Here is a 20799-nt window from a genome sequence, read left to right on the forward strand (position 1 = left end):
AGAACGATTTCCACCGTCCGTCGCCGCCTGGCGTTCGCGGCCCGCTCAGGCGGGCGTCGCTTCGAGTTCGGCCGCGGCCGCGCGTTGCGTCACCGGTTGCGCAACCGGCGCCGGGCGCGTTGCTTGCGACTCGCCCGCATACAGCGCCTTCGGATCGAACACGCGCGCCTGCAGCGGCGTGAATGCGCGGAAGTTCCACAGGCTGCGCGCGACGAACACGCGCTGTACCCAGCGGAATGCCCGGTCGTTCTCGTCGTATTGCGGATCGAAACGGTCGCGCGAATGCAGCGTGAAATGATTGTTGATCAGCACCAGCTTGCCCGGTTGAATCTGCACGCCGAACGACACCTCGCGCACCGCGCGATACAGGTTGGCCAGCGCCTCCTGCGCGCGCGTGTTGACCGCCAGCACCATGTCCGGATAGAACGCGACCGTCACGCGCGGCGCCTCGAGCGGCCCCGACAGCACCGCGCTCAGGTCGGTGTTGTCGCGCGGCGTCGGCGCCGCCCCGCGCCACCGGTACGGCACGCGGATGATGTAGTGCTCGCCGTAGAGTTGCGCGATATCGTCGGGCGACAGCAGCTGCAGCGCGCGACGCGCATCGGCGAGCCGCGTGTACGGGCCGCCGCCGGCTTCGCTGCGCACGCCGAGCAGCAGCAATGCGAACGGCGACGTGTCGCCTTCCGGCATGTGCGCCTGCGCGGCGTTCTCGATATGAAAATCGAGCTCGACCTCGGAGCCCAGGCCCGTATAGTCGCGCGCGGTCGCCTTGTGCGGCGTGAGGTTGTTCACGAGCTCGCGGCCTTCGTGCGCAATCGAATACGGCTCGCCGGCCAGCGTGCTCAACGCGACCAGCACGTTCTCGCTCAACACGCCGGCCTTGAACGAGCGGCCGGTTTCCTCGAACCGCGGGCTGCCCGTCACGTCGTCGTCGATCGGCAGGTTGTCGATCTCGATCGAGCCGTGCGCATCGGCGGTGGGCGCCTTCGCGCGATCGAACGCGTCGACGACCCGGTCGGGAAACGCGGTGTAGGCAAGCTTGCGCACCGCGCTGATGTAGCCCGCGCCGCCCGCCGGATCATAGGGCAGTGCGCCGAGCGTCGTGCGGATATGACTGGATTCCGCTGCCGTCAAAACGATGCGTTCATCTGCGAGATAGGTCATAGGTCTCTCGTATAAAGATCGGAGGTCGATAAGCGGTATGGCACTACCGCCGCGCGTGGCCATCCTCGGGGCCCGGCGCTCGACAAGACTAGGAGACCGTCATTGCATTTCGAAATGATATTAATTCGATTGCAAACAAAAATTTTCGATATAAGTTCAGCAACGCGGCGAGCGGCGGGCCGCGTCGCTCGCACCATCGCTTAACACGAATGGTTGTTAAATAATCGCCGGTTATTATTTGTATTCGCTAACGGGTCGATGCTAGTTTTCTGTCGGATTCGACGAAGCGCCGGCCGTCGATCGGCAGCCGGCGCCTTTCCTCCGCCCCACGGATACCCGTTCGATGAACCGATTCCATCTACTGCGCAGTACGCCCGGAAACGACGCGCCGTTGGCTGCGTGCCGCCCCACCTGCCACGCGGTGCGGAGGGCCCGATGAGCGATCGCGCACCGGCACTCGAGCGCACGCTGGCCGCCGGCGTGCCGCCGCACCGCACGTCGCTGCGCGCGATCTTCCCGACCGTCGCGGCCGCGAGCCTCGGCTTCGCGATCGTCCAGCTCGACGTGACCGTGGTCAACGTCGCAATTCCGAGCCTCGGCCATTCGTTCGGATCGAGCGTCCACGGGCTGCAATGGATCGTCGATGCGTACACGCTGTCGTTCGCCGCGCTGCTGCTGACGTCCGGCACGCTGGCCGACCGCTTCGGCAGCCGCCGGCTGTTCGCATACGGCCTCGCGCTGTTCCTGCTGGCATCGCTCGGCTGCGCGCTCGCGCCGTCGCTGGCCGCGCTGATCGCCGCGCGCGTCGCGCAGGGCGTGGGCGCGGCGATGATCCTGCCCACGTCGCTCGCGCTCATCACGCATGCGTGTGCCAACGATGCCGCCGCCCGGGTGCGGGCCGTCGCGTGGTGGAGCGCGACGGGCGGCGCGATCAGCGCGGCCGGTCCGACGCTCGGCGGCCTGCTGATCGACTCGCTCGGCTGGCGTGCGATCTTCTTCATCAATCTGCCGATCTGCGCAGGCGGCCTGTGGCTCACGCTGCGCCATGTGCGCGATTCGGCCGCCGCGCGCACGCGGCTGTTCGATCCGGCCGGCCAGATCGTCGCGGTGCTCGTGCTCGCGCTGCTGACGGGCGGGATCATCCGGGCCGGCGCGCAGGGGGTTCGCGATCCGTATGCGGCCGGTGCGCTGGCCGCGTCGGTCGTGCTCGGCGCGCTGTTCGTCGCGATCGAACGGCGCGTGGCCGCGCCGATGCTGCAGCTCGCCTTCTTCCGGATCGCGCGCGTGCCGGGCGTGCTCGCGATCGGCGCGATCACGAATGCCGCGTTCTACGGGCTGATCTTCTCGCTGAGCCTCTATTTCCAGAACGCGCGCGGCTTCACCGCGACCGAATCGGGGCTCGCGCTCGCGCCGCTCACGATCATCATGCTCGCCAACATCGCGAGCGCGCGTCTCGCCGTCCGCCATGGCTTCCGCGCGACCGTCATCGTCGGTCTCGCCGTGTCGCTCGCGGGCTACGTATGGCTGTGGCAGACGCTCGGCGCGCACACGCCGTATGCGCTGCTGGCGCCTGGGCTCGCGGCGATGGCGATCGGCGGCGGCATCGCGATTCCCGCGCTGACGTCGACGATGCTCGGCAGCGTCGAGGCCGGCCGCGCGGCCACCGCGTCGGCGATCCTCAATACCGCGCGCCAGGTGGGCGCAGCCGTCGGCGTCGCGGCGCTCGGCGCACTGGTCGCGGGCCAGGGCGCGGCGATCGTGGCCGGCGCGGCGCGCGGGTTCGCGGTCGCGGCCGTGCTCGTCGCCCTCTGCATCGTGCTGGCCGCGCGCTGGCCCGGCGATGCGCCCGATAGCGGCCCGCGGGCCTGAGCCCGTGCCCCCTCCAACCGATCCCCCAGCCCAGCGAGGAATCCATGCCGCATCGTTTCATCGATACCGTCCTGATCGTCGACGGCGCGTCGACCGCCGCCTATCTGGCGCCCGCGTTCCGCGCCTATGGCATCCGTTGCGCGCACGTGATCAGCGACCCCGATCTGCCGGAGATCTACCGGAACCAGTTCGTCCCGTCCGACTATATCCGCCAGGTCCAGCATCACGGCGATATCGACGCGACGCTCGCGCAGTTGAGCGACCTGCGGATCGGCGCGGTGCTGCACGGCCTCGACGCGGCGCTGGAGCTGGCCGACACGCTCGCCGAACGGCTCGACGTGCCGACGCGCAATCCGCTCGCGACGTCGGCCGCGCGGCGCGACAAGTACGCGATGAACGAGCGCATTCGCCAGGCCGGCCTGCGTGCGCCGGCTCATTTCCACAGCACGTCGGTCGACGCCGCCCTCGAATGGGCGCGCGCATACGGCAAGCTGCCGCTCGTGGTGAAGCCGGCGCGCAGCGCGGGCGTGACCGGCGTGAAGATCTGCCGGACGCTCGACCAGGTCGAGGCCGCCGCGCGCGACGTGCTGGCCACCCGTTCGCTGTACAACCAGCCGAACGACGACATCGTGATCCAGAGCTATTCGGAGGGGCAGGAATACATCGTCGATTCGGTGTCGTTCGAAGGCCGCCACCGGGTGGTCAGCCTGTGGGAAGTGCACCGCGACCGCACGCATGCGCCGCGGCTCGACAAGATGCTGGTGCTGAATCACGCCGATCCGCGCTACGCGCCGCTGCTCGACTACGCGGCCGCCGTGCTCGACGCGCTGGACGTGCGCTTCGGGCCGACCCATCTCGAACTGTTCGACACCGTCGACGGCCCGACGATCGTCGAGCTGAACGCGCGGCTGCACGGCAGCCTCGATCCGCGGCTGACGAGCGCGGTCAGCGGCGAGAATCATGTGTCGGCTGCCGTGGAGGCCGTGCTGCACCCGGAACGGCTGTTCGGTGACGTCAACGCGCCGACGGATTTTCGCGGTTACTGCGGGCACGTGCTGCTGCTGTCGTCGCGCAACGGCGTGCTGCGGCAGGACTTCACGTGGCAGGCGATCCAGGCGCTGCCGTCGTTCGTCGGGCTCAAGCAATGGGCGAAGGTGGGCGACACGCTACGCGTGACGACCGACCTGCAGACGGCGCTCGGCACGGTCGGCCTTTACAGCCCGACGTTCGAGCGGCTGCTGGAGGATTGCCGGCGGATTCGCGAGATCGAGGCTGAATTCTTCGCGGATGAACGGGCGGTCGTGCCGGCGTAGCGCGATCGGCGCCGCGCGGTGCGGTGCGGCGCGTCGAGGCGCGCGCCGCTAGCGCCCGAGCAACGCCCCCGCCTGCCGCCCCAGCACCGCGCGCAATGTCTCGAGCTCGGGCAGCTCGGGCGCTGCTTCGGACGTGACGAGATAGGTCGTCACACTGTCGAGATCGTCGAACGCATGCGCCCGGAGTTCCTTGCGCGCCACGTGCTCGGTCGTGATCCGCTTCGGCAGGATCGCAACGCCCATGCCGGCCGCCACGCAGCCGAGGATCGCGCCGAACGTGCCGAACGACGCCACCGACTCGATCGCGATGCCGCGCGCCTTCAGCCAGTGCTCCGCGACCGCGCGATACGGGCAGCCGTCGTGAAACGCGAGCAGTCGCACCGGGTGGTCGGCCAGCACCTGCCGCCGCGTGGCCGTGGTCGCGCTCACCAGCACCATCTCTTCGGCGAACGCCGGCTCGTAGCGCAACCCGGGGCGCACGACCGCGCGCGCGGTGAGCGCGGCGTCGATCCGGCCGCGCAACAGCGCGTCGGCCAGATCCGGTTCGCTGCCGATCTGCACCGCCAGGCCGAGCGCCGGGTCGCGCGCCTTCAGCGCAGCGGCGAGCGCCGGCAGCCGCGTGGCCGCCGTGCTTTCCATCGAGCCGAGCCGGAAGCTGCGCGCGACCGGTGCTTCGCGCACCACCTGCGTCGCTTCGTCGACGAGGCGCAGGATGCGATCGCAATACGGGATCAGCCGGCGCCCCGCGTCGTTCAGCACCAGCCGCTTGCCGTGCCGGTCGAACAGCGGCGCGTCGAGCGACGCTTCGAGCAGGCGCAGCCGCGCGGTGACGTTCGACTGCGTGCAGCCGAGCCGTTCGGCCGCGCGCAGCGCGCTGCCTTCCTGAACGACGGCCCGGAAGGTTTCGAGCAGAGGGATGTTCATATCACTTTCTCTTGTTACTGATCGCGGTAATATCATTTTACTTCGCCAAAATTCCGGATTAGCCTTGCGGATACCCGGTGCCCGACGGCCCGCTCCCGAGGAATCCGCATGCCCTTCTCCGCCTGCCCAGGTCGCACGACCGTCCGCCGTCGCTCCGAGGCGTGCCCGTGCGCACGCTGATCGCCGCGCTGGTGCGGCGCGGCCCGACCGTGCTCGCGTGCGGCGTCGGCCTCGGGCTGCTGGTGCCGCCGCTCGCGGATCTCGCGCGGCCGCTGATGCCCGTCACCGTGTTCCTGTTCGTGCTCGGCACGCTGCTGCGCGTCGAGCCCAGCGCGGTGCGCGCGGTCGCGCGGCGGCCGGCCGTGTCGTTGCTGCTGCCCGCCGCGACGATGATCGCGTGCCCGGTCGCGCTCGGCATCGCCGCGCGGCTCGCCGGCATGCCGTACGACTGGGTCGTCGCGCTGGTGATCGCGTACTGCGCGCCGCCGTCGAGCGGCACGTCGACGATCGCGCGGATGCTGTCGCTCGACGCCAGCGTCGCGCTCGTCGCGACCCTCGCGTCGATGGTGTTCGTGCCGCTCACCGCGCCGCTGCTGACGGCCTGGTTCAGCCACGATGCGGCCGTGTCGATTTCCCCTTTGACACTCGCGTGGCGGCTCGCGCTGCTGATCGGCAGCGCCGAGGGCGTCGCGCTGCTCGTGCGGCGCTTCGCCGGCTCACGGCTCGACCGCTATGCGACGCCGATCGATGCGACGGTCGTCGTCGCACTGCTGGTGTTCGCGCTCGGCACGATGGCCGGCATGCAGCAATCGATCGTCGACGCGCCGCACCGCGCATTGACCGCGATCGCCCTCGCGTTCGCCGTCAACGCGGGCTTCCAGGTCATCGCGTACGGGCTCACGCCCGGCGATGTCCGCACGCGGCTCAATGTCGCGCTGATCGTCGCCAATCGCAACGTCGGGCTGATGTGGGCCGCGCTCGGGCTCGCCGCGACGCCCACCATGGCGCTCGTGTTCACCTGCGCGCAGTTGCCGATCTACACGCTGCCGCGCGTCGTCCAGCATCTGCTGCCGCGCCTCGAAGCACAGCGCCTGCGCCGCCGTGCGCGCTAGCCGGCACGCGATGCCGTTCCCTTCTTCCGCCTTCGATCAAGGATCCAGCATGAAGCGACTCATCGTGATCGGCGCCCGCGCCACCGGCAGCAGCCTCGCGCTCGTGCGTGGCGCGCTTGCGCGGCAAGTGGCCGTGACTGTGATCACCGCCCCCGGGCACCGTCTCGACGGCGTCTTTCCGGCGGGCGTCGAGACGATCAACCTCGAACCCGATGCCGGCCAGCTCGCCGGCTGGCTGCGCACGCGCTATCCGGACGCGCTCGACACGCTGCGCGTGACGACCGCGCACGACACCTACGCGCGCACCGCCGCGTGGGTCGCCGATGCGCTCGGCCTGCCCGGCCCCGATGCGCGCCACGTCGCGCACGCGGTGTCGAAGTCGAACCAGAAGGCGCTGCTCGCCGCGCACGGCATCCCGGCCGCGCAATTCGTCACGGGCACGCTGGCCGCGCCGGCGGCGCTCGCGGCCGCGGCCGACCCGCTGCGTTTCCCGGTCGTCGTCAAGCCGTCGGAAGGCTCGGCGAGCGACGGCGTGCGGCGCTGCGAGAGCATCGCCGAGGTTCGTGCGCAGCTCGACGCCCTCGCCGCCGGGCAAGCCGACGCGCAGGCGCGCGCGACCGAGCGCGTCGTGATCGAGGAATTCCTGAGCGGCAGCGAATACTGCGTCGAGTTTTTCGACGGCCGGTACGTCGGCGCGCTGCGCAAGCTGAAACGGCACGGGGCGGGCTTTCTCGAGCGCGGCTATACGTCCGAACTCGACCTCGATGCGGACACGCTGCGCGCACTGATCGACGTCGGGTCGCGCGCCACGGCGGCCGCCGGGCTGACCTGGGGGCCGGTGCACCTGGACTGCATCGTGCACGACGGCGTGCCGCACGTGATCGAACTGAATCCGCGCATCGCGGGCAGCTTCATTTGCGACATCGTGCGCGACGGCTATGGCTTCAACGTGGTCGAAGCGTTGCTCGACAAGCTCGACGGACGCCCGGTGGAGATTCCCGTGCTGTTCGAACCGCATGCGTATGCGCGCGCCGAATTCCTGCTCGACAGCGATCCCCGTGCGTGGCGTTTCGCGCAGGCGGGTGAGATTCGCGACGGCACGGTCACGATCAGCTACGGGCCGCAGGTGCTACCCGATCGCGAGCGGCGTGCGTTTCTTTATGTGCGGGTGGCGCTGCCGGTCGCGCACGGTGTGGAGGGTGCGCCCGCGCATTCCGGTTCGTCGGCCCACGGGCAGCCCGTCGGGCAGCCCACCGTTTCCGGCCAGGCGTAAGACGATCGACTCGATGCCTTCCCGGGCTCGACCGCAAGCCGCCGTGCCGCGTGGCTTCGGTCAGGCACCGTCACAAACGACGCCCCAGCAACTGCCCCGGCCACCCGTCCACGTCGAAGGGTGAAATTCGCTCATAGCCGCACGACTCGTAGAAACGCACCAGCGCGCCGGTCCCCCCGCCATAGCAGTCCACCCGCAAGCGCGCCACCCCGGCCGCGCGGGCACGCTCGTCCGCGAAGGCCATCAGGCGCCGGCCGATACCCCGCGCCCGCGCATCGCGCGATGCCACCAGCACGCGCACGTAGATTTCCGGCTCGGTCGCGGGCGGCACGTAGGGCATCGACTCGCCGAGGATCAATGCGCCGAGGACGCGGCCGTCCTGAGCCTCTGCGACCCACGCGTCGGGCAGCCCGCAGGCGTCGGTCACGAGCGCGATACGCCGGGGTTGCGTCGACCACGGCTCGCGGCCCCATTGCCCGTCGTTGCCGATGGAGACGAACCACGCAATCACGTCGTCGAAGATCGCCAGCACGGCCGGGGCATCGAGTGCGCTGGCACGACGGATCCTCATCTTGTCCACGCCTGTCGACGTCACGTTCAACACTCCTTCGCCAGCGTCATCAGCCGGCGCGCAATGGGATGTCATGCCGGGCTGCCCAGCGACACGCGATGGTAGCCCGACGATCAAGCCTGCTACGGTACTGACATTCCACCCGATTGATCAAGGTGTGGCGGCCCGCGATTCGACATGACGGGTGGTCTTCGTGAAAAACCCGGGAGATCGGCGCAAGGCGGAGCGGGGCGATCGACCTTCGCATGCATGGACGTGGCCGCCCCCTACCAACGAGCCGTTCCGCTGCCGACGAATCAGCACGGCAAACGTGGTTCGAGGCGTAGCAAGGAAGCCGAAAGATCGTGCTGCAGCGCATTGCCCACGGCGCGCCCCCGATTTGGCGCAACGACCCGCCGCCTGCTCCGCCCCGGATCGCAGCGAATCGATTCCCGCGCGAATGTCGCCGTTCACGGCAAAAATATACAATCGACGCGATGCATCGCAGGCATGAAGCGCCAGCCGCCCACTCTCGCTCGCCACCATGAACGCACCCGCTGATTCCACCTCTTCCGCCCCGTCGGTACTCGGCGTCTATCGTCAACCGGCGGACCCGTCCGCCGGGCAATGGATCGTCAGCCGCGCCGAACGCGCGCACCTGTACCGCATCCAGCATCATCGGCCTGACGGCAGCACCTCGATCGATACGGTCGTCGATGCGGACAACCTCGATGCGAAGCTGCACAAGTGGATCCAGGAGGGCTTCGTCCGGCGTGAAGCCGGCGATCGCGGGGCGCCCGCTCATCGCGGCGCGTTCATGCAGGCGCTGCGAAGCGCGCACGCGTCGCGACCGGCGGCAACCGGCGCTGCGGCCCACGTCGCGCAGGTGGGCGGCGTGCCGATGCCGCGCGGCCCGGGCGGGCCGCTCGTGCCGCCGCCGAACCCGGCCTACCTGTTCACCGCGCGCGTGACGAACGTGCTGGAAGACATCGTCGAGAACCGGCGCATCCTGCTGATCGGCCACACCGGCACGGGCAAGACGAGCCTCATCGAGCAGGCCGCCGCGCTGACCGGCCACGGCGTGCTGCGCTCGAACATGAACGGGCAGACGACGGTCGGCGACTTCGTCGGGTTCTGGACCGTCAAGGGCGGCGAGACGATCTGGGTCGACGGCGTGCTGCCGACCGCGATGCGTGATGGGCTGTGGCTCATCGTCGACGAGATCGACTTCGCGGAACCGGCGATCCTCGCGGTGCTGACCGCCGTGCTCGAACCGGCCGGCCGCTTGTTGCTGAAGGAGAAGGGCAACGAGATCGTCGTCCCGCATCCGTCGTTCCGGCTGTTCGCGACCGCCAATGCGGTGGGCGCGATGGGGCAGTTCCGCCATCTGTACCAGGGCGCCAACGTGATGAACGAGGCGTTTCTCGACCGCTGGCGCGTCTACCGCCTCGACTACCTGCCGCCGCCCGACGAGGCGCGCGTGCTGCAGCGCACGTTCGGGCCGGCCATGACCGCGGCGATGGCCGACACGCTCGCGGCCATCGCGGCCGACTGCCGCGCCGCGTTCGTCCGCGAGGATCTGGCCAGCGCGTTCTCGACGCGGCGCCTGATCGACTGGGCCGAGCTGATGCTGCGCACCGGCGATCCCGAATCGGCCGCCGGGCCGACGATCTATGCGAAGGTCGGCACGGAAGACGCCGACCTGATCCGCAGCATCATTCGCCACTACATCGACGTCGAGGCCTGACGCGATGGACCGGGACGACGACGCGCGGTCGCTCCACCTGACCCGGCTGGCCCGCACGCTCGCGCAACGGCACGGCATCGAGGTGCGGTTCGCGCGCCACGGGCCCAGCGCGCAGCGCGACCTGCTGGTGCTGCCCGACACGCTGCTTGCCGGCGACGACGACGTCGACGTCGACGACGATGCGATCACCGGCCTCGTCGACCTCTACGCGGCGCGCGTCCGTTTCAGTGCGATCGATGACCTTGCCGCCCTGGCGTCGCCCGTGGTGCGGGCCATCGCGCAGGCGATCGACGACCGGCGCGCGGCCAGCCGCCTCGCTGCGCTCTATCCCGGCGCGATGACGTTCCTGCGGCGGATGCGCGCGACGACGGCCGCCGACACGCTCCATCGGTGGCCGCGCATGGCGTGGCGCGACAGGCTGGTATGGCGCATCGAACGGGCGCTCTGGGACGAACCGCTGCCTGCCATCGAGCGCGTGCCGTCGCTCGACGCGACGATGGCCGCATCAGGCGATCTCGTCGACGCAGCGCGCGCAGCCACCTCGACCGCCGACAGCATCCGCGCCGCGCACCGGATCGTCGAACGCGTGCGTGCGCTGGCGTCGGCCGGTGCGAACAACATGATGTTCACGGCCGATCCGGGCAGCACGATCGACAGCGACAGCATCGCCGCCGAATTCGAGTCGGACGGACAGCACGCGCCGGACGACTCCCGTGCGCCCGTTTCCGCCGAATCGGGCGCCGGGGCGATCGCCGACACGGCATCGTCCACCGAAGCACCGACGCCGGGCGACGCGATGCCGCCCGGCACGATCCGCTTGTCCGCGGACAACCGGCCGCTGCTGTCGGTCCCGCTGACCACCGCGTTCGACACGGTGACGGACTTCACCGGCAACGGCGAACCGGCGCGCTGGCACCGCCTGCGAAGCGCGGCCCGCGCGCAGACCGAGCCGCTCAAGCTGAAACTCGAACGCGCGTTGAAAGTGGACGAGCAGACGCGTTGGAAACGCGAACAGGAACGCGGCGAGCTCGACCGGATGTCGCTCGCCCGCCTCGTCACGTCGCCCGGCTATCGCACGCCATTCCGCGTCCGGCGCGCCGCACCCGGGCGCGACGCGGCCGTGAGCCTGCTGATCGATTGCAGCGGGTCGATGGCCGGCAGGAAGATCGAACTCGCCACGCTGTGCGCGGCGGCGCTGTGCGATGCGCTGACGCAGCTCGGTTTTGCATGCGAAGTGCTCGGCTACAGCTCCGTCGAGGATGGCGCGATGCGCGCGCACTACCAGCGCTGGATCGACGCGGGCCGCGACACGTACGGCTATAACCGGTTCGTCGAACGGCTCGACCTGCGCGTCTACAAGCGGTTCGATTCCGACAATCCGAGCGGCCTCGCGTGCATCGAATGCGGCCACGAGAATCCCGACGGCGAGGCGTTGAGCTGGGCCGCCGAGCGGCTGCTGGCGAAGCGGGCGCGGCGGCGAATCCTGATGGTGCTGTCGGACGGCTATCCGGCCACCGGCGACGGCAACCCGGCGATCCTGCGCACCGACCTGCGCGCCCGCGTCGATGCGCTGCGCGAGCGGCGCGTCGAACTGATCGGTGTCGGGATCCTCGACGATGCGGTCGAAACCTTCTATCCGGTCAGCAGCGTGGTCGAGCATCTGCACGAGTTGCCGGGCGCGGCGTTCAGCGTATTGAGCGATACACTGCTGGATCGGCGCTAGCCGCGCGCGCGACAGGGTCGAAGCCCGCTTCGATTCGCCGGCGCGTCACATCGGGCGGTTAGCATCGCCGATGGCCGACTCGAATCGCCACGCGTACGCAGCAACCCGCGTTCCGTTGCATTCGACCGGCCGACCGGTTTCGATGTGCACGCGGGCGGCAGCACGATCCTTGCTCCGCGCCTCCTTTCGATTGTCAACGCGACGGCGGAGTCGGCCGCGTCTTCCTGCCACGGTCGGCCGCCGGCACGAAACTGCACATGCCCAGGAAAAAAACCAGCCTCTGGTTACGGCCCCTCGAACTGCTCTCCGTCGCGGCCGGCGCGCGTCCGACGAAGCGCACGAGCAAGCCGCGGCCGGCCGCCAAGCGGGCGGTCAAGCCGGTCGCCCGGCCGGCCGCCACCGTGCGTCCCGCCCGACGCACCGGCACCGCGCATCCCGCTCGTGCCCCGGCGGACAAGGCGCCCGGCACGTGGCTCCGCTCGTTTCATTCCGCCGGCCCGAGCGCCGGCCGCTACGTGAACCATCTCGCCTACGCGCTGTATCTCCCCACCGCACCGGCGACGACAGCCGGCATGCCGGTCGTCGTCATGCTGCACGGCTGCAAGCAGAGTGCCGAATCGTTTGCCGCGGGCACACGCATGTGCCGTCTCGCCGAGCGCTCGGGGTTCGCCGTGCTGTTCCCCGAGCAAGCCAAGACCGCGCATGCGCACCGCTGCTGGCACTGGCATGGCGACGCGACGGAGTCGGAAGCCGCGGCCATCACGTCGCTGGTCGACGCCATCGTGCGACAGCACGGCTTCGACCGCGACCGGATCTATCTGGCCGGCATGTCCGCCGGAGCCGGGCTCGCCGCGGCACTGGCGATCCGGTATCCCGACCGCTTCGCGGCCGTCGGCCTGCACTCCGGCCCGGCCATCGCCCCGCCGTCGTCGACGTTGGCGGCGATGAACCTGATGCGTCGCGGCCTGCGCGACGACCCGATCCGCGCGGTCGAGGCCTGCGCCGACGTCGCGTCCTATCCCGGCATGCCGGCCCTCGTCATGCACGGCGCACTCGATACGGTCGTGACCGACCGGAACGCGACGCAGCTCGGCATCGCGTTCGCGCGGCTCAACCGGCTCGTCGACGAGCACGGCGCGATACGGGTGGGCGAGCAACGCACTTATGCGCGCGACGATGCCGACTATGTCGACTACCTGAAGGCCGGGCGTCTCGTCGTCAGGGTCTGCATCGTCCGCCGGCTGCCGCATGCGTGGAGCGGCGGCGACCCGCGCGAGCCGTTTCACTCCGCCACGGGGCCGGACGCCACCGCGATGTTCTGGCATTTCTTTCGTCGCCAACACCGCAAGCGGCTGCGCTGACGTGCAACCACCGCGCCGGCCCGTGGCGCGCGACGCCGTCACGCGATCACGCCCGGTGCGCCAGCTCCGCCGTGTTTTCGCGATCGCCGGCGCGCCGGATCGGTATCCGGACGCAGAACGTCGTGCCCCGCCCCGGCTCGCTCGTCACGTCGATGGTGCCGCGATGGCGCTTGACGATGCCGTGCGAGACCGACAAGCCCAGCCCCGTGCCCTGCCCGACCGGCTTCGTCGTGAAGAACGGATCGAAGATCCGCCGGACGACGTCGGGCGTCATGCCCGTCCCGGTGTCGCTGATCGCGATCGACACCTGCTCGCCGTCGCTCGACGTGCGGATCGTGATCACGCCGCGCTCGGGAATCGCGTGCGCCGCGTTCACCAGCAGGTTCATGAACACCTGGTTCAACTGCGACGGCAGGCATTCGACCTGCGGCACGTCGCCGTAATCGCGCACGATGTCGGCCTTGTACTTGAGTTCGTTGTGGACGACGTTGAGCGTGCTTTCCAGGCCCGCACGGAGATCGACCACGCTCCATTCGTCGCTGGCCGGGCGCGAGAAATCGCGCAGGTCCTGCACGATGCGCCGCACGCGCAGCGCGCCATCGATCGATTCGTCGATCAGCGTCCCGATCTCGCCGCGCACGTAGTCCAGATCCGCCGCGCGGCCCGTCGCCGCCAGCGCGTCGCGCGCGGCCGGATCGAGCTGCGGCAGCGCGGCTTCATGCGCGGCGATCACGTCGAGCAGGCTACGCACCCATGTCTTCAACGTGTTGAGGTTCGCACTGACGAAGCCGATCGGATTGTTGATCTCGTGCGCGACACCGGCCGCGAGCTGACCGATCGACGCGAGCTTTTCCGACTGCAGCAGTTGCACGTGGGTTTCCTCGAGCGCGTGCAGCAGGCGCCGCTGCTCGTCCTTCTCCTGTTCGAGCCGCGCCTGCGCGGCCTTGCGTTCGTCGATCTCGGTCGCCATGTTCTCGCGCGTGCGCTGCAGCATCGCCGTCGTCTGCTCGTAGCGATGCAGCGCGCGTTCCAGTTCGACGGTGCGCAAGCGCACGAGCCGCTCGAGCGTATCGGTCATCCCGCGCAAAAAGGTTGTGCGCGCATCGAATCGGGTCAACAACAGCGTGACGACCAGCGTTCCCGTCGTGAACAGCGCGACCGTCGTCGCGAGCCACGGCGTATCGACCCCGTTCGCGGCCCCGCACCGCGCGTCCGGCGCGAAATGCGCGGCCGCCATCGCCGTGTAGTGCATGCCGGTGATGCCGACACCCATGATGAAGGCCGCACCGACCCGCTGGGCGGTCGCATGGCGCGCCTGCTGCGCGCGCAACGCCTGTGCGATCCACAACGCGGCCGTCGACGCGATCACCGCGATGCCGATCGACGCGGCGAACAGCGCGGCATCGTAGCGGATGCCCGGCTCCATGCGCATCGCGGCCATCCCCGCGTAATGCATGCCGGCGATCCCGGCGCCCATCAGTACGCCGCCCACGAGCAGCCGCCGCCAGCCCAGCCGTGCGCGCGTGACGACGGTCAGCGCGAAGTACGACACGAGCACGGCAATCGCCAGCGACGCGGCCGTATCCGGCCATGCGTAGCCGAGCGGAATCGGCAGCGAAAACGCAAGCATGCCGACGAAATGCATCGACCAGATGCCGGTGCCCATGGCCACCGCGCCGCCGCCCAGCCACGCATGCTTGAGCTTCGGGTTGTCGAGCAGCGCAATGAAGGCGGCCAGGTCGAGTGTCGTATAGGAGGCCAGCGTCGCGATCGCGAGCGACAGCAGAACGAGCGGGAGATGGTAGGTGCCGTACATGATCGAGCGCCCGAATCGAAGAGAGTGCGTTGCCGCGGCGCGCCGTCGTGCACCGCGGCCATCAGGCCGCGCGGCCGGGCTCAGGCCGGCGCCGCGCCCGCAGTCGGCGCGCCCGGCGCCGGCTTCGCCGCGGCCTGGCCGGCCAGCACGAGGATGTCGAACGACGTCCCCTCGCGCGTCTCGAAGCGGCGCACGAGCTCGATCTGGTGCGCCGACATCACGCTGCCCTTGGTCATCAGCAGCACGCCGCGATGCGTGCGCAGATCGTCGGCGAGCTGCATCCCTTCGCGCAGCTGCGCGGACTTGATCTCCGCGACCGACGCCGCGATGCCGAGGCTCGCCGGATCCCGCATCAGCTCGATCAGGCCGTCGACGATCCGCGGGTCGTAACGCACGCCGGCCTGCGAGCGCAACGCGTCGAGCGCCTGCTCGACCGAATGCGGCGCCCCGATGTCGCCATTGCGCAGCCCTTCGAAATCGCGCGCGATCGCCAGGATTCGCGAGCCGAGCGGGATCGCGTCGCCCGCCAGGCCGTCCGGCGTGCCGCGCCCGTTGAAGCGCTCGTACTGGTGCAGCACGATCGACGCGACCTTGTGCAGTTGCGCGACCGGTGTCAGCACCATCTGCGCGCGCAGCGGATGCTGCAGAAACAGGCCGTGCTCTTCCGCCGTCATCTTCGCGAGCGGCTTGCGCAGCAACTCGTCCGGCAGCGACAACTTGCCGATGCCGTGCAGCAGCCCCGCGAAATAGACATCCTGCGCATGCAGCTCGCTCATCCCGGAGGTCAGCGCCAGCCGCCGCGCGATCTCGCCGACCCGCATCGCATGACCGCTGGCCGACCCGCAGCGGATCTCGATCATGCTCGCGCAGACCTGGACCATCGCGGTGAAGCTGCTTTTCAGGTCGCGTTCCGCGGCTTCGAGGAACATCACGGTCTGGCCGAGTTCCTCCGTGCGTGCGCGCACCTGCGTTTCGAGTTCCGTGTTGAACCGGCGCAGCGCTTCGTTCTGCGCTTCCGTCAGCGCGGCCAGCCGGGCCGCTTCACGCCGCAGGCGCCGTTGCTCCAGCGCCTGTTCGAGCGTCAGCAGCAGGTCGTGATCGTCCCACGGCTTGTTCAGGTAGCGATAGACGCCGCCGTCGTTGACGGCCTGCACGACCGACGCGATTTCCGCATAGCCGGTCAGCAAGATGCGCATCGTGTCCGGGTAGAGCGACCGTGCGCGGGCCAGGAACTCCGCGCCGCTCATGCCCGGCATCCGCATGTCGGACACGATCAGGTCGACTTCGGTCGACGCCAGGACCTCGAGCGCCGCCTCGCCGCTTTCCGCGGTCAGGATCGCGTAGCCGGCGGGCCGGAACACGCGCCTGAGCGCCGACAGCACGCTCGGCTCGTCGTCGACCAGCAGGATCGACGGCACGCCACCCGCATCGTCGGATGTCGCTGCCGCCCCGGTCGTTTCAGGCGATACCGCATTCAGTCCGTTTGTTGCAGATGTCGTCATGATGGCCTCGGATCATGTATTTATAGTCTCCCTGCATCATCGGCATGCGCCTCGCATTCCGTATCCGGGAAAACGCTGATGTGCTCGCCCGGATCGCACCACACACGCATTGCCGCCGTGCGCGGCCGCATGCGATCTACCCCGTTGCCGAGCCCGGTTCGCGCACGTAGTAGATGTCCCACTCCGCTTCATCGGCCTTTGCAAAGCCGTGCCGGGCATAGAAGCGGTTCGAATCGCTGCCGCGCAGCGCGCCGACGCGAACGGGCATGCGCTGCGTGTCAGCATCGGCAAAGATCCGGCGCAGCACGGCCGCGCCGATGCCTCTACCCTGCTGCCCGGGCACGATGTACAGATGGTCGAGCAGCCAGTGATCTTCCTGCGGCCGGACCACGAAGAAGCCCGCGTTCACGCCGTCGACTTCGATGAAGCGGCATAGCGCCGGATCGAACGATGCGAGAAACCGGTCGCGTGCACGCTGCGGATCGAAGCGGCCGATGCGCTCGAGGCTGTCGCGCATCGCGGCGATGCGGATGGCAACCAGCGTGTCGGCGTCGGATCGGGTGGCGAGGGGAAAGGTCAGGTTCATGGGCGGGTTGCGCTTGTACGGAGAAGGCGCCTGGCATCACGCGCCGGCGTCGGAGTCTTCTCGCGCCGCCCGCCGGCCGGCGGCACGAACCACGCGCGTCAGGGCGTCTCGATGCCTTCGGCCCGCGTCGCCAGGAATCGCAGGTACTTGCCGTCCTCGTCCTCGAACAGCTCCGGCCCGCCGCTCGCATAGGCGCGCATCAACTCGTCGGCCGCGCGGTCGAGATCGCCCAGCTCGAACTGGCACTGACCCAGCCTCAGGTGCAGGAACGGGTTGCCGATCGCGTTGGGGAAATGCATCGACTGGGCGAGATTGTCGCGTCCGGCCGCGTAGTTCGCTTGATGGAAATTCACGTCGCCGATGGCGGCCATCAACCAGGTGCCGGCTTCCCAGTTGGTCTTGGGTTCGGGAAGCAGGTCGAATCCAGCCCAGAATTTCTCGAGCGCGCCTTCGTAGTCGCCGTCTTCCATCAATGCATCGCCCGCGTCGCTCAGCGCGCCGATCCGTTCGTACAGCGCGTTGTCCAGTTCTGCCATGTCGAGTTCCTGTTCCGAAGTTGAAATCGGCCCGGTGCGGCCGGTGATTGCGATGCAATCGCGGTGATTGTGTGCAGTTTTGCCGTGCGGGTCGGTCGTCCGAACGGCATTCACCCAGCATACCCGAGCCGTATGACGCGCGCGCCTCGACTTTCGGCGTAACAGCACGTGCGGGTTGGGAAACGATCGCCCAATCCTGGGGGATGCGCCTGAATTTGCTTGCAGGCGGCACCGTTCTACAATTGGCTGTTGGCCGAGATCGCCTGCAACTGACTCGATGGCCGACGTCGAGTGCACCCTTGCGGGCCGCGGGCGAACTCGGGCCGCCAAGGCAACCTTTCGCAGTCACATGAGCGCCCAACCCCCAACCTATCCGCCCCACCAACATGCTCACCGCCTTTGAACTCGCTGGTTTTGTTGCTGCGCATGCCGTCTGGTGTATCTCCGACGCAGATGGCCTTGTCCCGATGATGGCATTTCAGACTGACGATGGTCAGCGGAAATTCGAGCGGCTGGTGTTCGATGACGTAGGCGAGGCAGTCGAGCACGGCCGAAAGCAGCTCGAGAGCGACCCGTTCAATGCAAATGACGGTGTGCTGGCATACGACGGCCGGATCGCGACGCCAGAGGGCAAAAAGGTTGACGCGATCATTTTGGAAGCGCGTTCCTACGCTTTCCCGTGGGCAAAGGCGGCCATTGCGGTGGCCTACACACCGAAGAGCAGCGGCAACTTCCGTGTACACAAGCCCAAACTCATCTTGTGGGACAAGTGTGATGACTTTGATATCGGCGCCGCCATCGACTCATTCTTCAACGGCATCGCTTCACATCAGCAGGGCGCGAAGATTTGGAACGATGCGCTGGACGAGAGCAAGTAGGAATCGCCCGCTGCCGTTCTTCACTGCCGGCACGTGGCCGCGGGCGCGTCGCGTGTCGCATTACACTATCGGCCGCCACGCTACGCGTCCCGACCATCCGTGTTGCCGGGCCTGCTGCCGACCGTGAGGTCGGTCGCGCTCACCCGGCGAATTTTCGTTTGACTACCGACCCATGCTCCGCTTCGACAATATCGGCAAGCGCTACGACAAGCGCGTCATCTTCAACGGACTCCACTACGCATCCGGCGCCGGATGCGTCGCGCTGTGCGACGAAACCGGCAGTGGCAAATCGACGTTGCTCGCCATGCTCGCGGGCACGCTCGACGCGGACGAGGGCGAGGTGTGGATCGGCGGCCATTCGCTGCGCACCGCGCCGCACGATGCAAAATCCGCGCTGGCATACGTGCCTGACGATTGCCTCGCCTATCCGCTCCAGACCGGGCGCGCGTTTCTCGATCTCGTGGCGGCCGGCAGGAAGACCGTCGTCGACGCCCGCACGCTCGATCTGGCCGATCGATTCGGGCTCGGCCCGCATCTTGAGAAGCGCTTCGAGCAGATGTCGTTCGGCACGCGCAAGAAACTGTTCCTGACGGCGACGACGCTCGGCGCGCCCGCCGTCGTGATCGCCGACGATCCGGACAGCGGGCTCGATGCCGCGTCGCGTGCGGTGCTGATCGATCTGTTCAAGACGCTGGCTGCAGATCGTGCCGTCTTTTTTTCGACTTACGATCCGGCGCTGGCGCGCGCCTGTGACGCAAGGGTCGTCACTTTTGCGGAGCTTGGATTCGCTGGATAGACGGTAGCGTCGCGGGCGCAATCGCGGGGAAGGATCCAGCGTGGTGGCTGGCGGAGGGAGATCGGCGCATCGACAATCGATCGCCGTCACTTTATGGAAGGAAGTGCGAAACGGACCCACCCGCCCCGCACTTCCGTGACCGTCGCGATGCGCCTACCCGGCGCGCCGGGCCCCGATCAACCGACTGCCCAACACCGCAGCCGGCGATCGTTCGCACCGGGCCATGCGCACCGTCAGGCCTTCAACGCGCCGAACACCTCGTCCAGCATCTTCTTCGCGTCGCCGAACAGCATCCGGTTGTTGTCCTTGTAGAACAGCGGATTGTCGACGCCCGCATAGCCGGACGCCATGCTGCGCTTCATCACGATCGACGTCTTCGCCTTCCACACCTCGAGCACCGGCATGCCGGCGATCGGGCTGGCCGGATCTTCCTGCGCTGCCGGGTTCACGATGTCGTTCGCGCCGATCACCATCGACACGTCGGCTTCGGGGAAATCGCCGTTGATCTCGTCCATCTCCATCACGATGTCGTAAGGCACCTTCGCCTCGGCGAGCAGCACGTTCATGTGCCCCGGCATGCGCCCGGCCACCGGATGGATCGCGAAACGCACGTCGACGCCCTTCTCGCGCAGCACCTTCGTGAGTTCATGCACGGTGTGCTGCGCTTGCGCCACGGCCATCCCGTACCCCGGCACGATGATCACGCTCTTCGCATCGCGCAGCAGCTCGGCCGTCTCCAGCGCGCTCACCGCCACCACTTCGCCGGCCGGCTGCGCACTGCCGCCGGCCGCCGCGGGCGCACCGCTGCCGGTGCCGAAGCCGCCGGCAATCACGCTGATGAAGTTGCGGTTCATCGCGCGGCACATGATGTACGACAGGATCGCCCCCGACGAGCCCACCAGCGCACCGATCACGATCAGCAGGTCGTTGCCGAGCATGAAGCCGGTAGCCGCCGCCGCCCAGCCCGAGTAGCTGTTGAGCATCGACACCACGACGGGCATGTCCGCGCCGCCGATCGCCATCACCATGTGCACGCCGAACAGCAGCGACACCACCGTCATCACGATGAGCGGCGTCATGCCGTCCTGGACCGTCTCCGCATGCAGGAACGCGCGACCGAACACGATCACCACCACCAGCGCGGCCAGGTTGAGCCAGTGCCGGGCCGGCAGCAGCAACGGCTTGCCGCCGATCTTGCCGGAGAGCTTGCCGAACGCGATCACCGAGCCCGCGAAGGTCACCGCACCGATCAGGATGCCGACATAAATTTCCACTTCGTGGATCGCGTGCTCCGCACCCGTGTACTGCACCGACGTATCGATGTAGCTCGCGAAGCCCACCAGGCACGCCGCCAGGCCGACCAGGCTGTGCATCAGCGCAACCAGTTCGGGCATCTGCGTCATCTGCACCTTCTTCGCGGCATAGAGCCCCACCGCGCCGCCGACGACCAGCGCAGCCACGATGTACGGAATGCCCTCGGCCGACACGCGCGGGCCGAGCACCGTAGCGAGCACGGCGATCAGCATGCCGATCATGCCGAGCAGGTTGCCGCGCCGTGCGGTCTCGGGATTGGCCAGCCCGCCGAGGCTGAGAATGAAAAGGATGGCCGCGCCGATATAGGAGACGGTAGTCAGATTGGAAGTCATTGT

At 68.6% G+C, this 20799-nt stretch carries 17 protein-coding genes; 9 read left to right on the forward strand and 8 right to left on the reverse strand.

Annotated features, from left to right (window positions below; all coding sequences use genetic code 11):
* Positions 1-45: 45 nt before the first annotated feature.
* Complete coding sequence (locus tag CFB47_RS35705; protein ID WP_089444325.1) at positions 46-1164, reverse strand: TauD/TfdA family dioxygenase; 1119 nt, start codon at positions 1162-1164, stop codon at positions 46-48.
* A 435-nt stretch (positions 1165-1599) separates the two neighbouring features.
* Here CFB47_RS35705 and CFB47_RS35715 point away from each other — a divergent pair, with 435 nt between their 5' ends.
* Positions 1600-3033 carry an MFS transporter gene (locus tag CFB47_RS35715; protein ID WP_089464057.1) on the forward strand — a complete coding sequence of 478 codons (1434 nt, stop codon included), beginning with the start codon at positions 1600-1602 and terminating at the stop codon, positions 3031-3033.
* Between the two features lie 44 nt (positions 3034-3077).
* Positions 3078-4346, forward strand: coding sequence for an ATP-grasp domain-containing protein (locus CFB47_RS35720; protein ID WP_089464058.1), 1269 nt, complete (start codon positions 3078-3080; stop codon positions 4344-4346).
* A gap of 48 nt (positions 4347-4394) precedes the next feature.
* Here CFB47_RS35720 and CFB47_RS35725 read toward each other — a convergent pair whose 3' ends face one another.
* A complete protein-coding gene (locus CFB47_RS35725) occupies positions 4395-5270 on the reverse strand; it encodes a LysR family transcriptional regulator (protein ID WP_089444328.1) in 876 nt (291 codons plus the stop codon).
* A 167-nt stretch (positions 5271-5437) separates the two neighbouring features.
* Between CFB47_RS35725 and CFB47_RS35730 the strand changes: the two genes are divergently transcribed.
* Together CFB47_RS35730 and CFB47_RS35735 are read left to right on the forward strand one after the other, a co-directional pair.
* The gene (locus CFB47_RS35730) at positions 5438-6382 is read left to right on the forward strand and encodes a hypothetical protein (protein WP_089464059.1); all 945 of its coding nucleotides are present in this window, start codon (positions 5438-5440) and stop codon (positions 6380-6382) included.
* A 49-nt stretch (positions 6383-6431) separates the two neighbouring features.
* Entirely contained in the window at positions 6432-7655 is a 1224-nt protein-coding gene (locus tag CFB47_RS35735; RefSeq protein WP_089464060.1) for an acetyl-CoA carboxylase biotin carboxylase subunit family protein, read from the forward strand.
* 70 nt (positions 7656-7725) lie between these two features.
* Here CFB47_RS35735 and CFB47_RS35740 read toward each other — a convergent pair whose 3' ends face one another.
* On the reverse strand, positions 7726-8250 hold the full coding sequence (locus CFB47_RS35740; protein ID WP_089464313.1) for a GNAT family N-acetyltransferase: 525 nt from the start codon (positions 8248-8250) through the stop codon (positions 7726-7728).
* 499 nt (positions 8251-8749) lie between these two features.
* On the opposite strand from CFB47_RS35740, the gene CFB47_RS35745 reads away from it, so the two are divergent.
* The 3 genes from CFB47_RS35745 (at position 8750) to CFB47_RS35755 (ending at position 13036) form a co-directional block, all read left to right on the forward strand.
* Positions 8750-9952: an AAA family ATPase gene (locus CFB47_RS35745; protein ID WP_089464061.1), complete on the forward strand. Its 1203-nt coding sequence runs from the start codon at positions 8750-8752 to the stop codon at positions 9950-9952.
* A gap of 4 nt (positions 9953-9956) precedes the next feature.
* Positions 9957-11675, forward strand: a complete 1719-nt coding sequence (locus tag CFB47_RS35750) for a cobalamin biosynthesis protein CobT (RefSeq protein ID WP_089464062.1) — start codon at positions 9957-9959, stop codon at positions 11673-11675.
* A gap of 257 nt (positions 11676-11932) precedes the next feature.
* On the forward strand, positions 11933-13036 hold the full coding sequence (locus tag CFB47_RS35755; RefSeq protein ID WP_089464063.1) for an alpha/beta fold hydrolase: 1104 nt from the start codon (positions 11933-11935) through the stop codon (positions 13034-13036).
* A 46-nt stretch (positions 13037-13082) separates the two neighbouring features.
* On the opposite strand, the gene CFB47_RS35760 is transcribed toward CFB47_RS35755, so the two are convergent.
* The 4 genes from CFB47_RS35760 to CFB47_RS35775 form a co-directional block, all read right to left on the reverse strand.
* A complete protein-coding gene (locus tag CFB47_RS35760) occupies positions 13083-14852 on the reverse strand; it encodes a histidine kinase (RefSeq protein WP_089464064.1) in 1770 nt (589 codons plus the stop codon).
* A gap of 80 nt (positions 14853-14932) precedes the next feature.
* The gene (locus tag CFB47_RS35765) at positions 14933-16354 is read right to left on the reverse strand and encodes an HD domain-containing phosphohydrolase (RefSeq protein ID WP_089464065.1); all 1422 of its coding nucleotides are present in this window, start codon (positions 16352-16354) and stop codon (positions 14933-14935) included.
* A 136-nt stretch (positions 16355-16490) separates the two neighbouring features.
* Positions 16491-16940 (reverse strand): GNAT family N-acetyltransferase, encoded by a 450-nt coding sequence (locus CFB47_RS35770; RefSeq protein ID WP_089464066.1) that lies wholly within the window; start codon positions 16938-16940, stop codon positions 16491-16493.
* A 98-nt stretch (positions 16941-17038) separates the two neighbouring features.
* Entirely contained in the window at positions 17039-17476 is a 438-nt protein-coding gene (locus CFB47_RS35775) for a tol-pal system YbgF family protein (RefSeq protein ID WP_089464067.1), read from the reverse strand.
* Between the two features lie 386 nt (positions 17477-17862).
* On the opposite strand from CFB47_RS35775, the gene CFB47_RS35780 reads away from it, so the two are divergent.
* Complete coding sequence (locus CFB47_RS35780) at positions 17863-18354, forward strand: hypothetical protein (RefSeq protein WP_089444336.1); 492 nt, start codon at positions 17863-17865, stop codon at positions 18352-18354.
* A gap of 172 nt (positions 18355-18526) precedes the next feature.
* Positions 18527-19150 carry an ATP-binding cassette domain-containing protein gene (locus CFB47_RS35785; RefSeq protein ID WP_089464068.1) on the forward strand — a complete coding sequence of 208 codons (624 nt, stop codon included), beginning with the start codon at positions 18527-18529 and terminating at the stop codon, positions 19148-19150.
* A 233-nt stretch (positions 19151-19383) separates the two neighbouring features.
* Here CFB47_RS35785 and pntB read toward each other — a convergent pair whose 3' ends face one another.
* Positions 19384-20796, reverse strand: coding sequence for a Re/Si-specific NAD(P)(+) transhydrogenase subunit beta (gene pntB, locus CFB47_RS35790; RefSeq protein WP_089459460.1), 1413 nt, complete (start codon positions 20794-20796; stop codon positions 19384-19386).
* Positions 20797-20799: the final 3 nt, after the last annotated feature.

It is taken from the genome of Burkholderia sp. AU27893 (genome assembly GCF_002223205.1).
GTDB lineage: Bacteria > Pseudomonadota > Gammaproteobacteria > Burkholderiales > Burkholderiaceae > Burkholderia.